This window comes from Solitalea canadensis DSM 3403 (assembly GCF_000242635.2).
GTDB lineage: Bacteria > Bacteroidota > Bacteroidia > Sphingobacteriales > Sphingobacteriaceae > Solitalea > Solitalea canadensis.
This window is the reverse complement of sequence record NC_017770.1, coordinates 3133457-3156583: the sequence shown is the minus strand read 5'-3', so window position 1 is coordinate 3156583 and position 23127 is coordinate 3133457. Positions and strand designations below refer to the sequence as shown.

Here is a 23127-nt window from a genome sequence, read left to right as displayed (position 1 = left end):
AATCAGACATGAAATCATTAACAAAAAATATAAGCAAACAGCTGATCTTACTAACCTTGTTACTTGGCGGAATTACCTATTCCGCCCAGGCACAACGTAACCCTGGTCCGGCTCAATTTTTCTTTAACCAATACCAGGCAAATGCGGCAATGGCCGGTATAGATTCAAGTTTGAATTTAAACCTGTCATATAATAAACAGTATGATGATATGCCGGGCTCTTCGGTGAATAAATTGCTTACTGCCGATTATAATTTAGGTAAAAGAGTAGGGTTAGGTCTTAATTTATCGAACCAAAAAGCGGGGCTGTTAACTAAAACACGTGTGGCATTATCATATGCCTACCACTTACCTGTAGGTGGTGACGGACAAACATTACACTTTGGTCTATCGGCAGCTGTTGAAAATAACAGTTTACCGATTAACGAGGTGGATGGAGATCAGAACGACCCTTCACTACAGGAGTATAACTCCAGAGGAGCTTATATGGACGGTGATTTTGGTATTGCTTACACAGGTAGTGGATTAACACTGCAGGCGGCTATGCCTACCATTCGCAATTACATTGTGAAAGAAACCTACAGTACCATCGATCGCTCGGTTCTTTATTCAGCTGCATCCTATAAAATTAATATGGGAGAAGAGCTAAGCAGTATTGAGCCAAAGCTTTCATACACCATGGTAAAAGGCAATACCGATATTTGGGATGCAGGCGTAAATGTTAAGGTTGCTAGTAACCTGGCTGATATTCAGGCTATTTATCACTCAACAAAGAGTTATACGGTAGGTCTTGGCGTTAACATGCTTTCAAGAATACAATTGCTTGCATTGTATACATCTGAAACTAAAGCATTAAGAACGTATACAGATGGTAACTTATCATTGAACATGAAGATTTCTCTGTTTACAAAAAGCAGGTAATAAATCTACACCTAATTAAAACGGAAAAGCCTTATTCATTATTGAATAAGGCTTTTCCGTTTTTAATTAGACTCAAGTTGCCAATTTAAGATGTCTCTATCGGGGCAATAGATCGGTAACAATATCAATCGTCCTTCATTATAGCTACTTTTACAAAAGACCTAGCTCCAGTTTAGCTGCTTCACTCATCATATCTTGTGTCCATGGAGGATCGAAAGTCATTTCAACAGTTACAGTTTTTACACCTTCAATAGCTTCTATCTTATGTTGAACTTCTAGTGGCAATGTTTGAGCTGCTGGGCAGAAAGCAGAGGTTAATGTCATGATCACTTGAACATCCAGATCTACCGAGACGTTTATTTCATAGATCAAGCCCAGTTCGTAAATGTTTACAGAGATTTCCGGATCGTAGCAGGTTTGCACAGCGGCAATAGCTTCGAGCTGAACTTCCACAAATGTTTTTTTTGAATTGGTTTCCATGTCGAAAGTATTTTGTTAAAGTATGACAAGTGGATTAATCCCTAAAGGCTAATTTACCCGTTCTTTGGTTTGGTAGGCCAGAGCGTATGATTTCATTAGTTTAATCATCGCTGCAAACCCATTCGAGCGCTGCGAACCCACCATGTTTTTCATCCCAATCTTATCTATAAAATATAAATCAGTATTGATGATTTCTTCAGGTGTTCGCTCGCTCCAGATACGTATCAACATACTGATCAAACCTTTAGTGATTTCCGTATTACTGTCGGCTTTAAAGATGACTTTGCCATCCGTAAAGTCAGTTGTCAACCATACCTTTGATTGGCAGCCTTTCACTATGAATTCCTCTGTTTTATAGCGATCATCAAGAGGTGCAAGCTTATTTCCCAGCTCCATCATGTAGAAAACAGCACTTTCTCTATCGTCTCCTAAAAATGAAAACTCATCGATTATCTCTTCTTGTATGTCGTTTACGGTTTTATGCATTTTCATTTCCTCCTTGCAACAATTCGGGCTACGCTTTCTAAAAAGAAATCAACTTCCTGTTCGGTATTATAAACTGCAAATGAAGCCCGGCAGGTACCCTCAATCTTAAGGAAATTCATAAGAGGTTGTGTGCAGTGATGACCGGTTCGTATCGCTATCCCTTTGGCATCAAGCACAATACCTACATCTAAGTGATGCATACCCTCTATTAGAAATGAAACAATACCTATTTTGTTTTTGGTTGTTCCAATCAACTTAATTTCAGGAATTCTTTTTAATCCTTCCGTTGCACGAACCATCAGGCGGTGCTCATGTTTGGCAATCACCTCCTTTCCAATTTTATTGATAAAATGGATGGCAGCTTGCAAAGCAATTACATCGGCAATATTGGGAGTTCCGGCTTCGAATTTATAAGGAAGTTCATTATAGGTGGTTTTCTCAAAAGTTACCTCCTGAATCATTTCACCGCCACCCTGGTAAGGAGGCATCGCCTCTAGTAGCGCCCTTTTTCCATATAATACGCCAACACCAGTAGGTCCATAAATTTTATGTCCGGAAAATACCAGGAAATCGCAATCCAATTTCTGTACATCTATTTCGAGGTGAGCGGCTGCCTGAGCGGCATCCAACAATACTTTTGCTCCCGCATTATGGGCCAATTCAATTATTTTTTGAACAGGATTTATTGAACCCAACGAGTTCGAGGCAAAAACTAGAGCTACGATTTTGGTTTTCGACGTAATCAATTGCTCTGCAGTCTCCCAAATCAGTTCACCTTCATTGGTAATAGGAAGTATTTTGAGTTTGGCACCTTTTTCATTACAGATCATTTGCCAGGGAACAATATTGGAGTGATGTTCCATGGTTGAAATAATCACTTCATCTCCTTCTATCAGGTTAGCCTTGCCAAATGTTTGTGCAACAAGATTGATTCCTTCAGTAGTGCCTTTAGTAAAAATGATCTCTTCAACTTCCGCAGCATGAATAAAATCTTTTACAGCTTCCCGTGTTTCTTCAAAGGCACTGGTTGCCCTTTCGGCTAAAGTATGTATGCCTCTGTGGATATTTGCATTATCGGTATGATAGTAACGCAGAAGCACGTCTGTTACTTGCTGGGGTTTTTGAGAGGTTGCGGCATTATCAAAATAGATCAAGGGATAACCGTTTATCTCCTGGTTTAGTACCGGAAATACCTTTCTGATGGCCTCCACGTTAAATTTAGATTCAATTAGCTGGTCTTTCATCTTCACTTATGTCATCTATTGGGTTAATTTAGCCGATATCAATTTCTTTAACTTTTTTTTGATATCCTCCACTTTAAGGTGCTCTATAATTTCATCGGCAAAGGCATTCATCAACAGTGTTTTGGCATTTTCTGCTGAAAGTCCTCTCGACCGAAGGTAAAAAACAGCTTCTTCATCAATTTGTCCTGTTGTTGCCCCGTGCGTACATCGCACATCATCAGCAAAAATTTCCAGTTGAGGTTTGGTGTTCACACTGCCTTCCGTACTTAACAACATGTTCATATTTCGCTGGTAAGCGTTGGTTTTTTGTGCATCGCGCCGTACCATGATTTTGCCATTGAAAACAGCTGTTCCACTATCGTTTACAATACCTTTATAGAGTTCATTGCTATAACACTCGGGCGATGCATGATCAACCAATGTATGATTGTCCATAAACTGCTGCCTATTGGGAAGGTAAATTCCATTGAGTAAAACATTGCAGTTTTTATCCTTCAATACAAAATTCAGGTTATTTCGGATAAAGCCCCCATCAATACTTAACGTATGTGAAGAAACAGACGCATCCCTAAGCAACTCGAATTGAGTGGTAGCAACATGATAATTATTGTCACCCTCCAGATGAATTTTTGTGTAGTCGATATGTGCATTTTCTCCACAAAGAACTTCGGTTATCGAATTGGTCAGGCTTTGATTTTCGCCTATGGATAGAAAGAGTTCAACCAGTTGCAGCTCATTATTTTTTTCGGCCACAATTATATTTCTAGGCTGAATTAAGGGCGTTTCAATCCTTGAATCGGCAATAAATACCAGGAATAAAGGCTTGTCTAAATTCTTTCCCGGTGAAAGATGGATAAGGGTACCATCGGTAGTCAATGCGGTGTTAAGTGATGCAAAACCTGAATCATTTTTGGCCACCGTATTGAAATATTTGTTTGCTAGTTCCTTTGCTGCAGGATCACTTAAATGAGAAATAGTAAGTCCGTTCTCTGTGCTAGGAAAGTTGGAAAGCCGGGCATTATAATGACCATTGATAAATACTTGGTAGTAGACATCAAGGTTAGTAAACGGAAACTGCGACAGCTCTTTTTGTGTAAAACTACCAGTTGAAGTTGTTGTGAGCTCGTACGGAATGTTTACAATTTTGTTGACGCTCGTGTATTTCCAATCCTCATTTTTAATAGTAGGGAAGCCTCCTTCCAGAAAATTAGACAAAGCAGTTTTACGCTGTTCTGCATTTGCCAGATCAACAGGCAAAGACTCAAACCATGCTATTACTTTCGATTTTATATCAGTTAGCTCTGTGGTAATCATATTTAGTAAAAATTACAGATTAAGGGTTACTTAGGATCAGCTAGAACTTCATCTTTAAGCCAGTCATATCCTTTTTCTTCTAATTCTAAAGCAAGCTCCTTAGTGCCAGATCTTACAATTTTCCCTTGGTGCAACACATGTACAAAATCAGGAACAATATATTCCAGTAGCCGCTGATAGTGAGTAATCACAATGAATGCGTTATCCTTATTACGCAATTTGTTAACGCCATTCGCGACCAATTTTAAAGCATCAATATCCAGTCCAGAATCGGTTTCATCAAGAATGGCCAGTTTAGGGTCGAGCAGGGCCATTTGGAAAATTTCATTTCGCTTTTTCTCACCTCCCGAAAACCCTTCGTTTAAAGAACGACTAAGTAATGCTTTGTCGATCTCCACAAATTTCATTTTCTCTTTTAGTAGTTTAAGAAACTCTACTGCATCCAAAGGTTCTAATCCTTTATGTTTTCGTACTTCATTCAGGGCAGTTTTCAAAAAGACAGTAGAACTTACTCCGGGAATTTCAACAGGATATTGGAAGGCCAAAAAAATCCCTTCTCTTGCCCGCTCCTCTGGTGCCAAGTCCAGCAGGTTTTGATCGTTAAAATACACTGAACCACCTGTTACTTCATAGGTTTCTCGTCCGGCCAATACAGAAGCCAACGTGCTTTTTCCCGACCCATTGGGTCCCATAATGGCATGAATTTCTCCTGGCTTCACTTCAAGGCTAATTCCTTTTAATATTTCTTTGTCGCCAATACCGGCTTTCAGATTTTTAATTTTCAGCATTTCAGAACTGATTTTAGATTAGTTAATTAAAGCAATACTGCTGATCTCATAGCTCCCATTGAGCATTATCCAACACTTCCTTCCAGACTTACGGCTAATAGTTTTTGGGCTTCAACTGCAAATTCCATCGGTAATTGATTTAACACTTCCCGACAATAACCGTTTACAATCAACCCTACAGCTTCTTCAGGGCCGATTCCTCGCTGATTGCAATAGAATAATTGATCATCCCCAATTTTGGAGGTAGTGGCCTCGTGCTCAATATGAGCTGTGTTGTTTTTAGTTTCGATGTATGGAAAAGTATGAGCGCCACATTTATCGCCTATCAGCAATGAATCACATTGGGTGTAATTACGCACATTGTCCGCTTTTTTGGCTGCTCTAACCAGTCCCCGGTAAGTATTATTGCTTTTTCCGGCGGCAATACCTTTTGAAATAATGCGACTACGCGTGTTGGAGCCCAGGTGAATCATTTTTGTTCCTGTATCGGCCTGTTGCATGTTATTGGTTACAGCTATTGAGTAAAACTCTCCAATAGAATTATCCCCTTTTAAAATAACGCTAGGGTATTTCCAGGTAATAGCGGATCCGGTTTCTACCTGTGTCCAGGAGATTTTTGAGTTTTTACCTGAACAGATTCCCCGTTTGGTAACGAAGTTGAAAATTCCACCTTTACCATCTTTGTCTCCCGGGTACCAATTCTGTACAGTTGAATATTTTATTTCCGCATTATCGAGCGCAATAAGTTCCACTACAGCTGCATGAAGCTGGTTTTCATCACGCATAGGAGCGGTACAGCCTTCCAGGTAACTCACATAAGCACCTTCATCCGCAATAATTAAAGTCCGTTCAAACTGTCCGGTGTTTTCAGCGTTGATCCTGAAATAAGTAGATAACTCCATCGGGCAGCGTACTCCCTTTGGAACATACACAAATGACCCATCGGTAAATACGGCTGAGTTTAATGAAGCAAAGAAATTATCAGTGAGCGGCACCACTGTTCCCATGTATTTCTTTATCAATTCCGGGTGTTCTTGAATTGCTTCGCTGATTGAGCAGAAGATAACGCCAGCATCTTTCAGTTTTTCTTTAAAAGTGGTAGCAATGGAAACCGAATCAAATACCGCGTCTACGGCCACACCTGCAAATCGTTTTTGCTCTTCCAAAGAAATTCCCAGCTTTTCAAAGGTTGCTTTTAAAACAGGATCCACTTCATCTAAACTGTTGTATTTCTTCGGTTGTTTAGGAGCAGCAAAATAGCTGATGGCCTGGTAATCGATCTCTGGATAGGTAATGTTAGGCCAGTACCTTGGTTCTTCAATCGTTTGCCAATAATGGAAGGCCTTTAAACGCCATTCAAGCATAAATTCTGGTTCATTTTTTTTGGCAGAAATAAAGCGAATGATGTCTTCATTCAATCCATTTGGCGCAAATTCCATTTCTATATCGGTATAAAACCCATATTTATATTCCGAACCGGTGATTTCCGTAATTAGATCTTTATTGTTAGTGCTCATATCAGGTAATTCAGTAATCTATAATCTTTAACATTTAATTATAACTATTGTTTAGATTGATTCTAAATGAATGAATATTTTTTTGATGAATAAGCTGACAGTAAAAAGGAGGCAAGAATTTTTATGTTAAGAAAATGGTATTTAAAGCCTCAATACAAGTTACGGTTTTTTGCTGATTGAACCGTAGGTGCTGATTATTTGGAGTTTATATAGATGGTATAACCAGATGAAAGAAGTTTCTTTCTATTGATGACAGATTTAGTTTTAATCCTGTCTGAAGGGGAGGGGTATGCTATAAACGTTAACTTTCTTTATTAATCTTATTCATAACAAAATTCACTACTCGGTCACATCGAATAAGATTAAACTCGAAAACCTCATTTGTTTTATAATAGATGCTCAACTCGCTTCGCAGCATTTCTTTAGCTCTGTTTAAACGGACTTTTACATTCGATTCGCCCAGGTTCAGGATTTCCATTGTTTCATTAACACTCATCTCTTCTATTTCTCGCATTACAAACACTAGTCTGTATTTCTCGGGCAAGGTAGAAACAGCTTTTTCAAGAATTACTTTCAGTTCCTTGTTCATGAGCCTTCTTAGTGGATTATCATTACTGTATTCATTATCTGTTTGAGCTGCCAATAGTTGCGTTTGTTTTAGTTTTCTCTTTTTATGCAACAAACTTTCGTTGATCAAAATTCGTGTAAGCCAGGTACTAAAACTTGATTTGTGTTGAAAATTGGAAAGTTGCATATAAGCGTTGATATAAGCAGTTTGCATAACGTCATCAGCCTCCATTTCATCATTTATAATTGACATGCTGATCCTAAATAAACGAAGGTTGAATTTACGCATCAAGTGCTCATATAGGTAACTTTCTCCATTTACGATCCTTTTCACAATTTCCTCATCGCTTAAGGTGTTATTATCGATTTGCTTTTTTGTTATCATAAAAAAACGAAATAGGAATATGCTTATAGAGTATTAAATGGCTAAAAGGTTACAACAATTTATCAATTAAATTTTGTAACCCTTTTGAGGTTACGACTCTCTAATGGATATAAATCAAAAATAATATGGAACATTCGAGCAAAACATTAACTGGAGTTCAAACGCTATTGAAGTTCAGTTATGGAATTATCCCAATTGTAGCCGGGGCTGATAAATTTACGAATTTATTAACGGACTGGTCTAAATACTTACATCCTTCATTAGAAGCTATGCTACCTTTTAGTGCTCATGTATTTATGATGATAGTAGGGGTGATAGAAATTGTAGCAGGGATTCTTGTTTTTATAAACCCTCAAAAAGGAGCTTACCTGGTATGTGCCTGGTTGGTTTTGATTGCTTTAAGTTTGCTTGCCAGTGGAAACTATTTGGATGTAGCTGTACGCGATTTGGCAATGGCTATAGGTGCTTTTTCTTTGGCAAAACTATCCCAAAGTGTTACTCAAAATTCAGGTTCATTAGCCAAAACAGCGCTAACTTAATCTCGTTCTATCGTCTTTTTCTATTTGGATTAAGTGTTAAGAATTAGACATTTTGATACAGGAATGGTCACGCAATACAACACCCTTGTAAATTCAACTATTTACAAGGGTGTTTTATTAGGCTGTTGATTTTTTTAAAACGAAAGAACCTTATTTGTTTATGAATAGGGCTATTTTTAGTTATTGGCTGCTTATTTATCCTTATTTGCTTAACTTAATTTTCTTAATCTATATTATTGGAAACACACCTGTTCCGGTATTAATTTTATATCCATAAATCCTCTCTTAATTTCAATAAATATGAAAGAAGAATATATAAACCTTGAGCTGGTAAAAAATGAAACTTCTCATCGGTTTGAAATGACTGTTGAAGGTTACACAGCATTTATCGATTATAAAGAAAAAAACGGAAAAATATGGCTAATACATACGGAAGCCCCGAAAGAATTGGAAGGGAGAGGTGCTGCTACTGCCATCATTGAAAAAACATTGGATTACATCGAAAAGAACAATTACAAACTAGTTCCACTTTGTCCACTTGTAGTAGCATACCTAAAAAGACATCAGGAATGGCTGCGGATTGTGGATGAAGGAGTTACCATTTAGGTTAACGCGTTATCAACAAGTTTTAATTAAAAAAAAGCAGCTGGATATTAACATCCAGCTGCAATAACATAATAACGATATTCGCGGTTATTTAATTAATAACCAAAAATCTCTTCAAGTGTTAACACCTTCAACTCTCCTGTACTTTTCAAGTCGTCCATATTAACCTTTTTATCAGAAGCCACCACACAATAAGTGTAGGCTTTGTTGGCTAATTCTTCTTGATGGAATTTCGTAATATCCTCCAGACTGATTTTATCTAAAGCTTCATACTCCTTTTTACGAGGGTCGTAGTTTAATCCTTTTTTCTTGGCAGCAAGGTAGGAGAAAATAACCCCGTCCTGAGTAATACGTTCAGTTTCAATATCTTTTTTCTCACTCAATTTTGCCGATTCAAAGTTTTTGTTTACCTGCGGAAGATTGTTCAATAAATCATTCATGCCTTTTAGGGCATCATTCATTTTATCAGCCTGACAGCCAACGTAAGCCATAACCGTATAGGGTTCATCCTTCCTAGCTGGTGTATTGTAGCTGGCAAAAGTTGAATACGCCAATGCTTTTGATTCGCGAATGGTTTGGAAAACGATAGAACCCATTCCTCCTCCAAAATAGCCATTGAATAGATCAATTACCGGTTGTTTGTCGGCATTATAGGTTGAAGTATTACGTAACCAATAAACCTCCGACTGTACCATGTCATAATTGGCAAATAATACCTGGTTGCTGTTTTGCACCGTGCGCGAAAACTTAATAGCCGGCGTAACCTCTTTAAATGTCGATGGCAATGCATGCAGTGCGGCCAGCGTAGTGGTGAATTTACCCAATGATTCAGGTCCATAATAAATTACGGTATGCTTATAATTCATTAAGTCATGCAATATATCAACCAACTGTTGTGCGGTAATACTTGCAATCTCCTGATCGCTTAATGTGTAATTGAAGGGATTTTTCGCACCATACGCAGCATAGCTCGAAAGACCTTTTAAAATGGATCCTTTATTAAGTTTGGCATCAGAACGCGATTTTAGGATACGACCTTTTAAAGAGGCAAGGGCGTTCTCATCAGCCTTACAGTTTTTAATGATATGCTCAAATAATGAAACAGCCTTATCGAAGTTTTCCTGTAAACCGGTAATGGTTACTGAGCTTTCTTCGTTGTTGGCACCTACATTAAAGTTGCTGGCAATGGTATAATACTCTTTGCTGATTTGCTCTGCTGAATATTTATCAGTTCCAAGGAATGAAAGATAAGAGAAGGCCAGTGGAAGCAACTTATTATTCCATCCACCCATATCAAATCTGTAATACAAGCGATACAGTTGGTTGGCTTTATTTTGTGTGTACAATACCTCTGCAGTACCAACCTTGCTTTTTTCAATATCCTTATCAAAGTCCATCCACTGAGGCTGTACAACTGTAGCAGGCATATTGTTAACCATCGTTACAAATGCTGATTGTTTACCTGCGTTTGTTTCAACCGGAGTAATAGATGGTTTTTCTACTTTTAAGATGTTCTTATCTTCTCCCTTACGCTTATAAAGCGCCACATAGTTATCTGTGAAAAACTTATTGGCAAAGTCAACTACCTGCTGTTTGGTAATTTTAGCCTGATCATCCAACCACGAAACACTTTTGTCCCAGCCGTCTCCTTTATTCTGGATGAATGCAGTCATCAAGGCTTCAGCTCTGTTTCCATTGCCTTCTAAACCCTGAATTTCACCAAGTTTTGCATTAGCAACTACTGCTTTGATCAATGACTCATCAAAATCACCTTTTTTCAGTTGTGCTAATTGAGAGATTAATAGGTCTTTTACTTGTTCAAGTGTTTGACCTTGTTTTGGACTTCCCGATAAAATGAAAATACCGTAATCTTTGTACTGGCGCATTCCTGCTCCGGCACCTTGCAGCTTTTGTTGCTTGTTAAGGTTAAGGTCCATTAAACCTGCTTTGCCATTACTTAAGATGCTGGAGATAAGATCAAGCATTAACGCATCATGCGTACCTTCAGCGGGACTTCTATAACAGATGCGCATGTTTTCAGCGCTGGGTCCATAGATATCTTTAACAATTGGTGCTGTCATAGGCTTTTCAGGTGCAGGCTTATATTCCTGAACTGGCTTCGCCTTCATGTAAGCAAATTGTTGATCAATCTTTTTGATTACTTCATCAGGATTGAAATCACCGGCCATAATGATGGCGATATTGTTAGGCACGTAGTATTTGTTATAATACTCACGAATAGCTTTCAGCGAAGGATTTTTAAGGTGATCAATAGTACCAATGGTAGTTTGCTGACCATAGTTATGGGTAGGGAATAAATAGTAATGCATAGCTTCGCTAATTTTATTACCATCATTATCCAAACCGCGGTTTTTCTCTTCGTAAACGGCCTCTAATTCTGTATGAAATATACGGAATACAGGATAACGGAAACGCTCCGCCTGAACGGTTAAGAATTTATCCAACGCATTGGATGGAATATCTTCTTCGTAAACAGTTTCTTCTACCCAGGTGTGCGCATTGGTACCCTGAGAGCCCATTGACGACATTAATTTGTCGTATTCATTGGCAATGGCATACTTTGAAGCTTCACCTGAAACACGGTCGATCTCTTTGTAGATTTCTGCGCGCTTGCCTTCATCGGTAGTGGTATTGTATTGCTCATACAATGCTTCAATTTTATCTAACAACGGTTTTTCTTTAGCCCAGTCTAAAGAACCGTACTTATCAGTTCCCTTAAACAATAAATGCTCAAGGTAATGTGCCAAACCGGTATGAGCCTTCGGATCGGTATTGCTACCGGCCCTTACTGCAATTTTGGTTGCAATGCGAGGTTCTTTGTTGTTGACACTTAAGATTACACGCAATCCATTTTTAAGTGTGTAAAAGCGTGTTTGCATGGGATCATTGGTTACATACTTGTACGCGTAACCGGCTGCCGAAGCCTGTTTCCATTCATAGTTACCTTGCGAAAAGGCAAATTGAAAGGTACAGGCAAATGCTACGAATAGTAGCAGTGCTCTAACTTTCATAAAGTGAATAAAATTTGGTTAAAGATTAAATCGAACCAAAAATATGCTTAGTATTTGTTAGTTAGGATATTATTTTGGTTACAAATGAATGGAGGAAATAAAGAAGTTGTGCAATAAATAATGGAGGTTTGAATAAGTTGTCTAAAAATAAAAAGAACGATCAGCGTTGTTGCCGATCGTCTGATGTATAGAATTGCCGGTTTTTTAAAACCGTTTTTTAATAGGTAGTCTGAGGAGATTAGGGTATGTTTACAGTACTCAATGGAACTTTAAATGCACCCACAATCTTACTTGTCTTTAATTGATCGCCATCTATAGAAATTTCAAAATAACCTGCACGTGCTATAACAAACATGCCGGTAAGGAATTTCTTTCCATCAATTGTTTCTTCTTTAACGGTCAGGATTCCAGGGCTATCAATGGTTTCATGCTCAGCCTTCTGATAAACGGAAGCGTAAACATGTTCCCGGCCTGGTTCAAAATATTCGAACACGGTAGCTTCATCACCACCGGTAAGCATATCCCAGAAAAAGGTGTTGTTAACTTTGGCTGCTGATGATGAAAATAATACAGAGATCTGAGGTTGATCAGTAGAGAGCATGATATTACCAATACTGTATTTATTTTCCTCCATCTTTGCCGCCATTGCAGGGTAAGTGGTCCATGGGCCATCATCAAAACTTAACTGAAGTGCGCCTTCAATGATGTAAATAGTTCCGATCAATAATACCTGTTTCCCGTTAACATTAATTTCTACCGTTACCGTTGCCGTTTTGTTGGCAGGTTTAGTCGTAGGAGCGGTATACACCGCTTCATTTCCGTTGCTTGTTAAGGAGCCAGGGCCCGAGAGCGTCCACTTTACAATGTATTTGGAATCCAGTTTATCAGGTTCGCCCATACCGGTTTCAGGGTAACCAAGAGGAACTAATCCATCTTCCGTATCAGGAAATATATACTTAATAGCTTTTAGGTTTACTTTTTCTCCCAGTGCAACTGTTGAAATGGAAGGGGTAAGCTCCATTGTGGCGATAAAGCTCCAGTCGCTAAAATGAGTCGTTTTTATAGAAACTTTTTTGTTTACCGCATCTTGAGTTACATCACCGGCACAGCGCCAAACACCTTTTTCGTCCTGGTAAGCAAGCTGAATAGCTTTTTCTGAGCTTATTCGACTTTCGCTGCCATTATAGGAGAAACTAACGGTGACACTTTTTTTAAACTGCTGACCGTGTGGGGTAAGGCGAAAGCCGTTTCCAATGCCTCCCGGGTTGGTATTTTCAATAGGTTCAATGCCAATTTCTGTTAAAGTAGTTAATGCACCCTGCGGTATGGTAATTTCGATGCGCCCATCCGGACTTTTGATAACTCCACCTTCAGGACCTACGGCTTCAAAATAGGTTTCACCCTTTGACCGTCCCACAGGTTTGGAAACTGCACCAGAATTGTCTTCCGGTTTTTCGATTTCTGAATCAATTGGTTTTTTACAGGAAGAGAGCGAAATAGCAATTAGTATGATAATTATATATATACTCTTCCCTTTAGTTGTTATTTTTTTCATATGCCCTTATTTAAAGAACAAAATTCCTTTATACATAAGGCCAATTTCTCTGTAGAACTACGTATTTCTTAAATTACGTAGTGCTGGAGGGACTCGAACCCTCGTCCTAATAAGGAATACAAACACTTTGTAATGCATTGTTAGTTTTGTATCTTTGTAACCCTTTATACACAGGGGCTGACCGGAATTGACAGGGTGGAAGATTTGTGTGTAAGCATGCCAGGCGTTGTGGGAAGTGCCTGTAAAAGAAAATCCTCAATCTATAAACGGCGAAAATAACTACGCTCTTGCTGCGTAATTTTTACAGATGTAAAGATCACTTTTATCCCGCATAGTGTGGGAGGCAAGATGTTCCCCGGAAGCGCAAGCCTTCCGCGTCCGACTCGGGGGCACAGAAAAGAAGGAATAAGGTTAGTAACGCTTCGCAGCTAACCCGACAATTTAAGAAGCTAAGTTGTAATTAGCCTGTAGGCGGGCAGGTTACGATCGAAAATTAAACACCAACTAAGCATGTAGAAGGCGCATCAGGTCCCATGTTTGGACGAGGGTTCGAATCCCTCCAGCTCCACAAAAAAGAATTGTTTTAAACGCTAAAAGCCTTGTTCATAACTGAATGAGGCTTTTTTATTTCCCCATGCTTCCGTTTTTTGTTCGTAATTTCTTACTTTCAGCGTCCACAACACTTACTGAAAATAGAATTAAGCACAATCTATATTCAGCCAAAATACATCTGCTTTTAACAAATTCGGACATTCGGAATAAGAATATAAACGGAATTAATAGAGCAAAAACTTTTACCTGGAAAAAGCCTGAGCATCGGATTCCAACTGATAAAAACAGCATGAAAAAAATAGTTACTCTTCTAGTTTTATTATTTCTCTTTAACAGCGCTGACACTTTTTGTCAGGCGGTTGTTAGAAATTTAAAAGGTCAGGTTATTGATGAGCATAAAGCGCCGGTGCGATCTGCCAGTATTACTATAATTGACAAGGATAAAAAAGATGTCTTGAAAGCCACCACTGACAGCCTAGGGCATTTTAATCTGTCAAAATCCATCAGAGGAAATTCCACTCTTTTTATATCGCATTCCGGGTACAATAATTATATTTCAGAGATAGTTGATTCGGTAGATAAGGACTTTGGCGTGATTGAGTTAGCACCAGCCCCTAACATCCAGCCGACCACAAAAATCTTACAAGGCCGTGTCATAGATGAGACAAAGGCTCCATTGACATTCGCAACTATTGCTTTACTTAACACAGAAAACAAAGGCGTTTTCCAAGCTTACACAGACAGCCTGGGAGAATTTAAAATGTCTTATTCTGCTGCAGGGAAGTATACTTTAAAAGTATCTTGTTTTGGATATAAAGATTTTACGGCAGCACCATTTGATCTTCAAAATAAAGACTTTGGAGTGATTGCATTAGCACCATCAACCCATAATTTAAAAGAAGTAGTAGTTCAAGGCCAAAGAGATTTGATAACCATTGAACCAAATGCCATTGTTTACAACGTAACAAAAAGCATAGATGCTCAAGGCGTTAGCGCATTCGAGGCCTTGAGGAAGGCACCGGGCGTCTACATTGACAATGAAAGAACTATAATGCTGAATGGTAAAGCAGGCACAATGATTACGATAGATGGCAAGCAAACCTATCTGTCAGGAGCAGAATTGATCGACCTTCTTAAATCTATGCCATCGTCCAGTATCAAATCTTTCGAAATGATTAATAGCCCAAGCGCAAAGTATGATGCATCTGGCGCGGCGGGTATGATAAATATAAAAACCACTAAAACACAATTCAAAGGTTTCAACGGAACGTTAACCAGTGGACTTACCTATGGCGAAACATTAAAACATGTTCAGGACATTTCATTTAATTACAGAAAGAACAAAACCAATGTATTTGGAAGCTATAATCATTTTTTAGGATATCGGACATATGTCTATGATTCATACCGAATCCAGGAAGACAAGATGTTTGACAGCCATACAGATGATACCGATAAGCGCATGACTATGGGCTCACGTTTAGGGTTCGATTATGACATCAACAAAAAGAACACCATCGGGGTATTATTAAATGCCTCCTCAATTTTTGGAGGAGGGTTAACTCAAACCAAAACGAATATTGGACAGGGTACGGTTAAGGAGATCGACCAGGTTTTAGATGCTGAAAACGACTATTACCAACAGAAAACCATGCGGTATACTGCTAATGTAAACTATAAATATGAAGATACCATTGGCCGCGTAATTAATTTCGATTTGGATTATGGGACGTTTGATAAGGGTAATGCTAACCGACAATCAAATGTTTACACCAGTAATATTGATATTGTTTTAAGCGAGAATCTTTACCACTCATTAAATGATATCGACATAGATCTCAAAGGTTTGAAGTTTGATTACAATACCAATTTATTTAATGGAAAACTTGAGACCGGAGCTAAATATTCAGATATAGTGTCTGATAACGACGCTCGATTTTATCGTAGGACGCCAACCGGTGACGTAGTGGATGAGGGCAGGACCAGCACATTTAAATATACTGAACGAGTTACCAGTATCTATATTAATTATAAGAAGAGTTTAGGGAAGTGGGCCCTTCAGGGAGGTTTACGTGTGGAGAACACATCATCAGGCGGAGTATTACGATATAGGAAAAGCGAGATAGAGAACATGGAAAAAATTCCAAGAAATTATACCAATTTCTTCCCGTCCTTTAGTGTATCGGTTCAAGCAAATAAAAACTCTGGAGTTTCCCTTGCGTACTCCAGACGAATTGATCGTCCCTCTTATCCGGATCTGAATCCGTTTGTTTACTTGTTGGATGATGTCTCTTACTGGCAGGGAAATCCTGACCTTCTGCCTCAAATGACTCATAGAGCGACCCTACAATATGTTTATAAAAGCTCATCCATCGTCGGACTTACATATGCTCATACCGACCAATACAGCACTCGTGTAAATGATGGCCTTCCTGGTAGTTCAATAGTTATTTTTAGACCATTAAATCTGGGAATTCAAAAAAACATTGCGCTATCCCTGACGCAAAATTTGACTGTGAATAACTGGTGGAATCTGAGTTTTAACGGTACTGTTTATCGGGTACATAACATCGTCGCGTTTGACCAGTTCAGAAATTTCAATTTGAAGCGAACTACCTCTCGTATGAATCTACAGCAGACATTTAAATTACCTTATAAATTCACGGCAGAACTTTCAGGATCTTTTAATAGTAAAAGGCTTATTGGGGCTAATGAAATAGCCCGTGCGGTCAGCCAGGTGGATATCGGGCTCCAACGAAAGTTCATGAAAGAAAGGGCAACATTTAGAATGGTTGTAAATGATATTTATAAAGGAAACCAATCGAACTCTTTGCAAAGCTATGAAGGCTTTTACTTAAGGAACTATGGTTATTATGAATCGCGCCAGGTGAGGCTTAACTTTACCTACAGGTTTGCGGATAGTGCGGTGAAAGGACCACGGAGTAGAAATTCATCTCTGGAAAATGAAAATAGCAGAGCCAGGTAGAAATGACATAGTGACTTTTAGGCTTTACATTTTTATAATTTTAGCACTTTTCCCAGCAATACATTTTCAATGAAAAGAATAATTTTAGTTATAGCCTTAATAACACCCTATTCATCATAGGGACAAACACCTAACTGTAATTGCAATCAGGCACTTGAGCAACTGATACAAAAAGTTGAAACGGAATATCAGTAATGACTGGGCAGCATTTGCGGTCGATTATCTGGAACAGTAGTTAAGTCTTAATCCACCAAAAAATGTCTTTATTATGCTTTCCGACATTTTACACAACTCAATAAAAATAAAATGCCCTGACAGCGTTAAAGCTATCAGGGCTTGTACGTAAGAATTAGCAAATAGTACTTTTCATTATTTCGTGGATTTATTTCAAGACTGTATCATAAATTTGATTCAACAGGTTTTGTCTCATTTTTGAGTTCCTCTGGTCCAGAAGTATTATAATACCCCAATTTTGAGTTCTATTGTAACATATAATCGAAGATTGTCCCATAGAATCTCCTGTTTTTAAATAAATTGTATTTTTCTCATCCGTTACGATGTTTGTTCCTAATCCCATTTCTCTCTTTTCATCTTTATAAAAGATTTTTTCCGTAATAACGGCTGCTTTACCTATTGCTGTTTCGTTATTTAAGACTGCTTTTAAATAGGTAACCATATCAGAAGCATTCGATTTTACTAGTCCGGCAGATGCTGTAATATTCCATTTAAAAAACTCCTGAATACCACCATTTGGATTATGACCAACTGTTCTGTTTTTTACATTAAAATCTTTTGTTAATGTATTAGTCATATTTAGCGGCTTTATTATTTTGCTTCTGATAATTTCATCATAACTCTTGCCATACACCTTTTCTAATATTTGTCCTAGCAAAGTATATCCAATCGTTGAATAACGATATTTGCCATAATCTTTTAGTTCAATACAATTATTGATAATAGCTGCCAGTGTTTGTTCAGTTACGCTATTTACTGGCTGTTGCGGATCTAATTCTATTAACTTTCCAAAATCTATATCAGGTAAACCTGATTGATGAGACGCCAGGTCCGAAATTTTTATTTTGTTTTTAAGATTTGCATGTAATACATACGCTTTGGGAAGAAAGTCGTCTATATAATCATCTGTTTTTATTTTATGATCAATAACCGCTTGTGCAATTAAATTTGAGGTTAAAATTTTAGTGATAGAGGCAATTTCGAATAGGGAATTTCTATTAATTTCCATTTGACTTTCTGCATTCAACTTACCGTATGCTGTATAGTATTCTTCACTATTTTTAATAAACCCGACGCTAATACCTATATCAGGATTTTTCTGATAACTATCCTTTATTATTGAATCAATCTTTTTGGTGATGTCTTGTCCAAAAGAAAAGGTGCTTATTAATAAAAGCACTGCTAAAAAGTTTAATGAAGTTTTCATTGTATCGTGTTTTTTATTTCGATACAAATATGTGGAGGGTATAAATGCTATGCGACCGAATAAAAATAGTCGAACGCATTTGTTTCAAAAAATGAGTACGAGTAATTTAAAGAAGAAGTACGAATAATTACAAACTATTGTTTTACAAACTTTTACGGTAAGCAGTTGGTGTATTACCCGTATGTTTTTTAAAAGCCGTATTGAAAGAAGATTTTGAATTAAAACCTATGTGATATAGAATTTCTAAAACAGTTAACTTACTTTTTGTAACATCTTTTAAAATATCCATAGCACTCTCTATTCGATAGGCATTAATAAAATCGTAAAAATGCTGCCCTAATTTATGATTAATTAAAAGAGATAATTCTCGAACAGGAATTTCAAGGTCATTCGAAATATCTTGAATTGTTACAGAAGGATTAAGAAATGGCTTTTCTTCTACCATATACTTCTTTAATTTCAACAATTCTTCATCATTTACTGCTAATTGTTCACTCTTTTTTTCTTCAGAAATTATATCCTTTACAAGTTTTAGTTTTGAATCGATATTCCTAAATAAACCGGGATTGTTTAATGCTTTAAATAAATACCAACAAAAAATAAGGAGCTGAAATACCAAAAGTCCAATTTTTATCCATTCAGAGATGTATGGGTAATCAGAAAATTTAAAGATGTTTTTTAAAAAGGCGACTAAAAATAAAATAGTGAGTACAACCGTAAATTGAAACAACCAATTATAGGAATTAACACACGCGCCTGCATAATTTTCAAGATATAGTTTTTTTGCTTTCCTTAATAACATAAAGACAGCAATAATATATACAACTACCTGAATATGAAAAAGAATATGATTGAACTGCAGTTCTATCATACTTTGATAATTTTTAAGAAATTTAATTTTAGAAGCGACATCTACAGTATAAAAACGAGGTAATAAAATTACATTCGCAATTAAAAATGGAAGCAGATGTATTAAATATTGGGATTTAAACTTAAAATCGGAATAACAAACAGATAATATATATAGATAAAAAACAGGAAGTTGTAAGAAAGCAAATGAATTTCTTAGCATTCCCAGATTTGAAGGACTATCAGCTATTAAGTTGAATAAAGTTCCGCTAACATCTATAGCAGTTATTATTAGAAAAATAGCAAAAAGAGAATTACTTATCTTGTGTTTTGTTTTAACTGTAAGCAGAAAAAATGCAAGAAATAATGAAATGAACAAGGAGATCACAGTCACAATAATTAATAAATTAATCTTATCCATTCATTCTAATTCTTTTGGTAATTAGTAAGGTTTATAATTATTGAAGCTCCTTTACGTCAGACATAAAATTGCTTCAATACAACTTTTTGGGGTTGGATTTGTGCAATTAGTTGGCTTTTCTTCAGGCGAAGATAGCAATACTTTTACTCCAATTTATTTACTATTATGATTGAAATGATTTCTCAGCGTTATCTCAAATAGCCAATGGAATGCTTATAAATTAATAGTTGAGGATCGTGAATTGTCTTTATTAACTTCAATACTCAATAAAAGTTCGACCTCATACCCTCCAGCTCCACAATAAAACAAAAAACACCCTTGTAAATCAGTTATTTACAAGGGTGTTTTGTTTTACGGACCATCTTTCAGATAATTATTTTTATTATTCCTCTGCAAAAAAATCACTCAGAATTTTTTTCGAATAAGTAATCATTTCCTCGGAAGGTATAGTTGCTCCATCCGACAGCCATTTAAACATCATGCGTATAATACCACCAGCAGCAGCTTCTGCTTTATAATGAAGCATTTGTTGATTTTTTTCCTTAAAAGAAGGTTGTCGATTCAAATGGTCAATGATCTTAGTAGAGCAGAGTTCCATAAAATAATTGCCCAGAATATCAATGCTCCTGTTGCCTGACATTGCTTTATAAAGAAGTATATGCTCCTTGGTATGGTTAAATAAATACGAAATATTAATTCCCAAGGGGTAGTTCTCATCATCATCCGGTGTGTTATTAAGTGTCTCCTGAAAATTAATGTTTCCTACTAAAAGTTGCTCTTTACTTTCGTAATGCGTATAGAATGTGCTGCGGCCCACATTTGCCCGGTCAATAATTTCCTGGATCGTGATTTCATCATATTCTTTTTCCAGTATCAATTCTTTTATCGCATCTGCTAACGACTTTTTTGTTTTCTGTGTACGCCGATCTTCTCTCGAGGGCACATTGCTATAGCTTTTCATTTTCTGAACTCTTTAATAGGTTTTGTACAATTTCAGACAGATCATCGTTTTTGTGTCTTGTCTGTACCAATAGATCATCGTTATATTTGCCAAAGTAAACATTTATTCATTAACGAACAATTGTTCAATAAAACAAATTTAGTTATGGACTATCAATTAGCAACCGCAAACTCTCAAAGCAGTCTTATACGAACTTCTTTCTTTGCTACATCAGCAGTCTTTATTGTTACTGCCTTTCATCATTTCTACGGGGCTGAAGTTTATAATACCCCATGGAGAAAGGATGTTGGTGTAAATGGAGGTATTACTCTCTTGATCTGTCTGATTTTCTTGTATTTGTATAACCGGTATAAGAAACGGATTTTTCTTATTCTTTACACCTTAATCGACTTCATCTTTTTTGGATTAGTCATAGGAATATTTGAGGGCTTATACAATCATGTACTAAAAGACATTTTGTACTTTTCAGGAATGCCATTCGATACATGGAGGCACTTTTTTCCTGCTCCTACTTATGAAACCCCTAATGATTTCATATTTGAAAGTACAGGCGTCCTTCAATTTTTTGTAGCTGCTGCCCTAATTTACTACTTGATTAGAGTGTATAAAATGCCTGCAAAGGCTACAGTATAACCTGTGCTAAACTGCTTTTAATAAATTTTCACATTCACTATTAAAACTGTCAATAATGGAACCTTATATAATGATAAAAAGCGGGCTTGTCCTGCATCTGGCAGGTATTACCCTGATGATAGGTATTACAATAGCAAGTCTTGTTGTTTACCTGCATTCTTTTGAATTATTGTCCTGTAAAAAAGATCAAGCAAAGATGATCTTAGAAGCTACTGCGAGGTATCCTATGTTGCAATCATAGGAGCAATAGTAGTCATCATAGGAGGTGTTGTCATGATGATTGGCTATCACGGCACAGTGATGCACCTGCCTTGGTTTACGCTGAAGCTCATACTGATTGCGCTTATTATTTTAAACCAACTGCTCATCGGCAGACCCGCAATGATTAATTTTCGAAAAATACTTTCGCTGCAACAGGTTGATCAATCAACAATAATGAAGGTTAAGAAGCGATTACTGTCTTTTAACGGGCTGCAATTGTTTTTCTTCCTGTTAATATTCATACTGAGTTCATTTCGCTTCGGGTAACGGATTAAGAACTATTTAGAAATTGATAAGAAACAAATCTGCGGATTATCAATAACAGTAATGGGCGAAGTCGAGCAAGTGCTAAACACCTCGACTCCGCTCAGCATGCTGATTCGAATATTAAATCGCACAATAAGGAGTATCCTGCTATGATTTCACTTAAGTTAATTCAATCTATTTTCTTCTTCAATTACTCGTTTAAAAAAGCGATTCTGATAGCTGCAAGAAATCTTCCGGATGCAAACGGGAATCGTTTGATAAAAGAATACCAATTGATGAAAAAAATTAAAGGCAGTCAACGGATACAATCATTTGGGCATTGGTTTATGATGAGATTGACGAAAAAAAGCCTTCTACTTTTCATGGCGGCTCAAAAAGCTGGACTCACAAAAGATGAAGCCTATCAGCTCACTGAAAACGTGGTATGGAAAATAGCTCAACCTCTGGGAATTGCACTCAATCAGCTGACGTATTTTGTCCGTTCTACACCGGCAAAAAGAATTGCTTACATCAATCAAATTCTTTGGAATCTTTTGTGGACAGCACCCTTCAAACGGGAAAATATAAAATCAAAGGGTGGTGTGTACTCATTTGATGTAATTCAATGTCCGGTAAGTGACTACCTTAAAAGAAACAACGCCGCTCAATTATGCACAGTAGCCTTTTGCAATGCCGATTATAAACTGGCAGCCCAATGGAGTACAGTATTTAAAAGAGAAAACACCTTAGTCACGGGCTGTAGTAAATGCGATTTTAAGTTTATTACCCACTCCTAATAGGCAGAGTGCAGGGTATTACATGTTGCTGTTACAGGCAGTAGATACCTGATTCTCCATCAGTAGATTGGGATAATTTAATATTTAAAAAATATGAAAAAGATTCTGCTCTTAATATTGGTATGTCTGACCATAGACATAAATGCGCAATCACTTATTGATGACACTATCACGGGTACCTGGCTAACAGCTGACCAATCAGGTCAAATAGTTATTTATAGAAGAGGCAATAAATATTATGGAAGTATTAAAGGAGGAACTGGCAAAGAACAGTATGATATTAATAATCCGGAACCCATTAGAAGGAAAAACTCATTAATCGGATTAATTATCCTCAAAGAATTCAAATTTGATGGTGAGAATCAATGGAAAGGGGGCATGGTGTATGACCCCAACAATGGGAAAACATACAATTGTATTCTTTCGCTTACAGACAAGAAAACTCTAAAATTGAGAGGATATATTGGATTTAGCTGGCTTGGAAGAACAGAAATATGGACAAGAATTAATTGAGGTCAAACGCACTTCTGGTTTATTTGATAATACA

Annotated in this window: 20 protein-coding genes and 1 other RNA gene; 9 read left to right on the top strand and 12 right to left on the bottom strand. The window is 37.2% G+C overall.

Annotation, left to right across the window (positions count from 1 at the left end; all coding sequences use genetic code 11):
- Positions 1 to 8 precede the first annotated feature (8 nt).
- Positions 9 to 920: a PorP/SprF family type IX secretion system membrane protein gene (locus tag SOLCA_RS13030; RefSeq protein WP_014680924.1), complete on the top strand. Its 912-nt coding sequence runs from the start codon at positions 9 to 11 to the stop codon at positions 918 to 920.
- Positions 921 to 1070: 150 nt separating this feature from the next.
- On the opposite strand, the gene SOLCA_RS13025 is transcribed toward SOLCA_RS13030, so the two are convergent.
- The 7 genes from SOLCA_RS13025 to SOLCA_RS12995 form a co-directional block, all read right to left on the bottom strand.
- Complete coding sequence (locus tag SOLCA_RS13025) at positions 1071 to 1400, bottom strand: iron-sulfur cluster assembly protein (RefSeq protein WP_014680923.1); 330 nt, start codon at positions 1398 to 1400, stop codon at positions 1071 to 1073.
- A 48-nt stretch (positions 1401 to 1448) separates the two neighbouring features.
- On the bottom strand, positions 1449 to 1886 hold the full coding sequence (locus SOLCA_RS13020) for a SufE family protein (protein WP_042481283.1): 438 nt from the start codon (positions 1884 to 1886) through the stop codon (positions 1449 to 1451).
- A 2-nt stretch (positions 1887 to 1888) separates the two neighbouring features.
- Positions 1889 to 3130: an aminotransferase class V-fold PLP-dependent enzyme gene (locus SOLCA_RS13015; protein ID WP_014680921.1), complete on the bottom strand. Its 1242-nt coding sequence runs from the start codon at positions 3128 to 3130 to the stop codon at positions 1889 to 1891.
- Positions 3131 to 3145: 15 nt separating this feature from the next.
- Positions 3146 to 4444, bottom strand: coding sequence for a Fe-S cluster assembly protein SufD (gene sufD, locus SOLCA_RS13010; protein ID WP_014680920.1), 1299 nt, complete (start codon positions 4442 to 4444; stop codon positions 3146 to 3148).
- Positions 4445 to 4470: 26 nt separating this feature from the next.
- Positions 4471 to 5232: a Fe-S cluster assembly ATPase SufC gene (sufC, locus tag SOLCA_RS13005; RefSeq protein WP_014680919.1), complete on the bottom strand. Its 762-nt coding sequence runs from the start codon at positions 5230 to 5232 to the stop codon at positions 4471 to 4473.
- A 65-nt stretch (positions 5233 to 5297) separates the two neighbouring features.
- Positions 5298 to 6749 (bottom strand): Fe-S cluster assembly protein SufB, encoded by a 1452-nt coding sequence (gene sufB / locus SOLCA_RS13000; RefSeq protein ID WP_014680918.1) that lies wholly within the window; start codon positions 6747 to 6749, stop codon positions 5298 to 5300.
- 301 nt (positions 6750 to 7050) lie between these two features.
- The gene (locus tag SOLCA_RS12995) at positions 7051 to 7701 is read right to left on the bottom strand and encodes an RNA polymerase sigma factor (RefSeq protein WP_014680917.1); all 651 of its coding nucleotides are present in this window, start codon (positions 7699 to 7701) and stop codon (positions 7051 to 7053) included.
- A 125-nt stretch (positions 7702 to 7826) separates the two neighbouring features.
- Here SOLCA_RS12995 and SOLCA_RS12990 point away from each other — a divergent pair, with 125 nt between their 5' ends.
- Both SOLCA_RS12990 and SOLCA_RS12985 read left to right on the top strand, forming a co-directional pair.
- Positions 7827 to 8240, top strand: coding sequence for a hypothetical protein (locus SOLCA_RS12990; protein ID WP_014680916.1), 414 nt, complete (start codon positions 7827 to 7829; stop codon positions 8238 to 8240).
- 300 nt (positions 8241 to 8540) lie between these two features.
- A complete protein-coding gene (locus SOLCA_RS12985) occupies positions 8541 to 8846 on the top strand; it encodes a GNAT family N-acetyltransferase (protein ID WP_014680915.1) in 306 nt (101 codons plus the stop codon).
- Positions 8847 to 8941: 95 nt separating this feature from the next.
- Here the strand turns inward: SOLCA_RS12985 and SOLCA_RS12980 are convergent, their stop codons facing one another.
- Positions 8942 to 11878, bottom strand: a complete 2937-nt coding sequence (locus SOLCA_RS12980; RefSeq protein WP_014680914.1) for a M16 family metallopeptidase — start codon at positions 11876 to 11878, stop codon at positions 8942 to 8944.
- 238 nt (positions 11879 to 12116) lie between these two features.
- On the bottom strand, positions 12117 to 13433 hold the full coding sequence (locus tag SOLCA_RS12975) for a hypothetical protein (RefSeq protein ID WP_014680913.1): 1317 nt from the start codon (positions 13431 to 13433) through the stop codon (positions 12117 to 12119).
- A gap of 173 nt (positions 13434 to 13606) precedes the next feature.
- Between SOLCA_RS12975 and ssrA the strand changes: the two genes are divergently transcribed.
- Positions 13607 to 14004, top strand: a transfer-messenger RNA (tmRNA) gene (gene ssrA / locus SOLCA_RS22905).
- A 270-nt stretch (positions 14005 to 14274) separates the two neighbouring features.
- A complete protein-coding gene (locus tag SOLCA_RS12970; protein WP_169313291.1) occupies positions 14275 to 16971 on the top strand; it encodes a TonB-dependent receptor in 2697 nt (898 codons plus the stop codon).
- A 382-nt stretch (positions 16972 to 17353) separates the two neighbouring features.
- Here the strand turns inward: SOLCA_RS12970 and SOLCA_RS12965 are convergent, their stop codons facing one another.
- The 3 genes from SOLCA_RS12965 to SOLCA_RS22425 all read right to left on the bottom strand — a co-directional run bounded on the left by SOLCA_RS12965 (position 17354) and on the right by SOLCA_RS22425 (position 20643).
- Positions 17354 to 18412, bottom strand: a complete 1059-nt coding sequence (locus SOLCA_RS12965) for a serine hydrolase domain-containing protein (protein ID WP_014680911.1) — start codon at positions 18410 to 18412, stop codon at positions 17354 to 17356.
- Positions 18413 to 18554: 142 nt separating this feature from the next.
- The gene (locus SOLCA_RS12960; RefSeq protein ID WP_014680910.1) at positions 18555 to 19682 is read right to left on the bottom strand and encodes a helix-turn-helix domain-containing protein; all 1128 of its coding nucleotides are present in this window, start codon (positions 19680 to 19682) and stop codon (positions 18555 to 18557) included.
- A 382-nt stretch (positions 19683 to 20064) separates the two neighbouring features.
- Positions 20065 to 20643 carry a TetR/AcrR family transcriptional regulator gene (locus SOLCA_RS22425; RefSeq protein ID WP_014680909.1) on the bottom strand — a complete coding sequence of 193 codons (579 nt, stop codon included), beginning with the start codon at positions 20641 to 20643 and terminating at the stop codon, positions 20065 to 20067.
- Between the two features lie 144 nt (positions 20644 to 20787).
- On the opposite strand from SOLCA_RS22425, the gene SOLCA_RS12950 reads away from it, so the two are divergent.
- The 4 genes from SOLCA_RS12950 to SOLCA_RS12935 all read left to right on the top strand — a co-directional run bounded on the left by SOLCA_RS12950 (position 20788) and on the right by SOLCA_RS12935 (position 23093).
- Positions 20788 to 21276: a hypothetical protein gene (locus tag SOLCA_RS12950; protein WP_014680908.1), complete on the top strand. Its 489-nt coding sequence runs from the start codon at positions 20788 to 20790 to the stop codon at positions 21274 to 21276.
- A 55-nt stretch (positions 21277 to 21331) separates the two neighbouring features.
- Complete coding sequence (locus SOLCA_RS12945) at positions 21332 to 21517, top strand: hypothetical protein (protein WP_014680907.1); 186 nt, start codon at positions 21332 to 21334, stop codon at positions 21515 to 21517.
- 436 nt (positions 21518 to 21953) lie between these two features.
- The gene (locus SOLCA_RS12940) at positions 21954 to 22580 is read left to right on the top strand and encodes an L-2-amino-thiazoline-4-carboxylic acid hydrolase (protein ID WP_014680906.1); all 627 of its coding nucleotides are present in this window, start codon (positions 21954 to 21956) and stop codon (positions 22578 to 22580) included.
- 93 nt (positions 22581 to 22673) lie between these two features.
- Entirely contained in the window at positions 22674 to 23093 is a 420-nt protein-coding gene (locus SOLCA_RS12935; RefSeq protein ID WP_014680905.1) for a DUF2147 domain-containing protein, read from the top strand.
- The last annotated feature ends 34 nt before the right edge of the window (positions 23094 to 23127 follow it).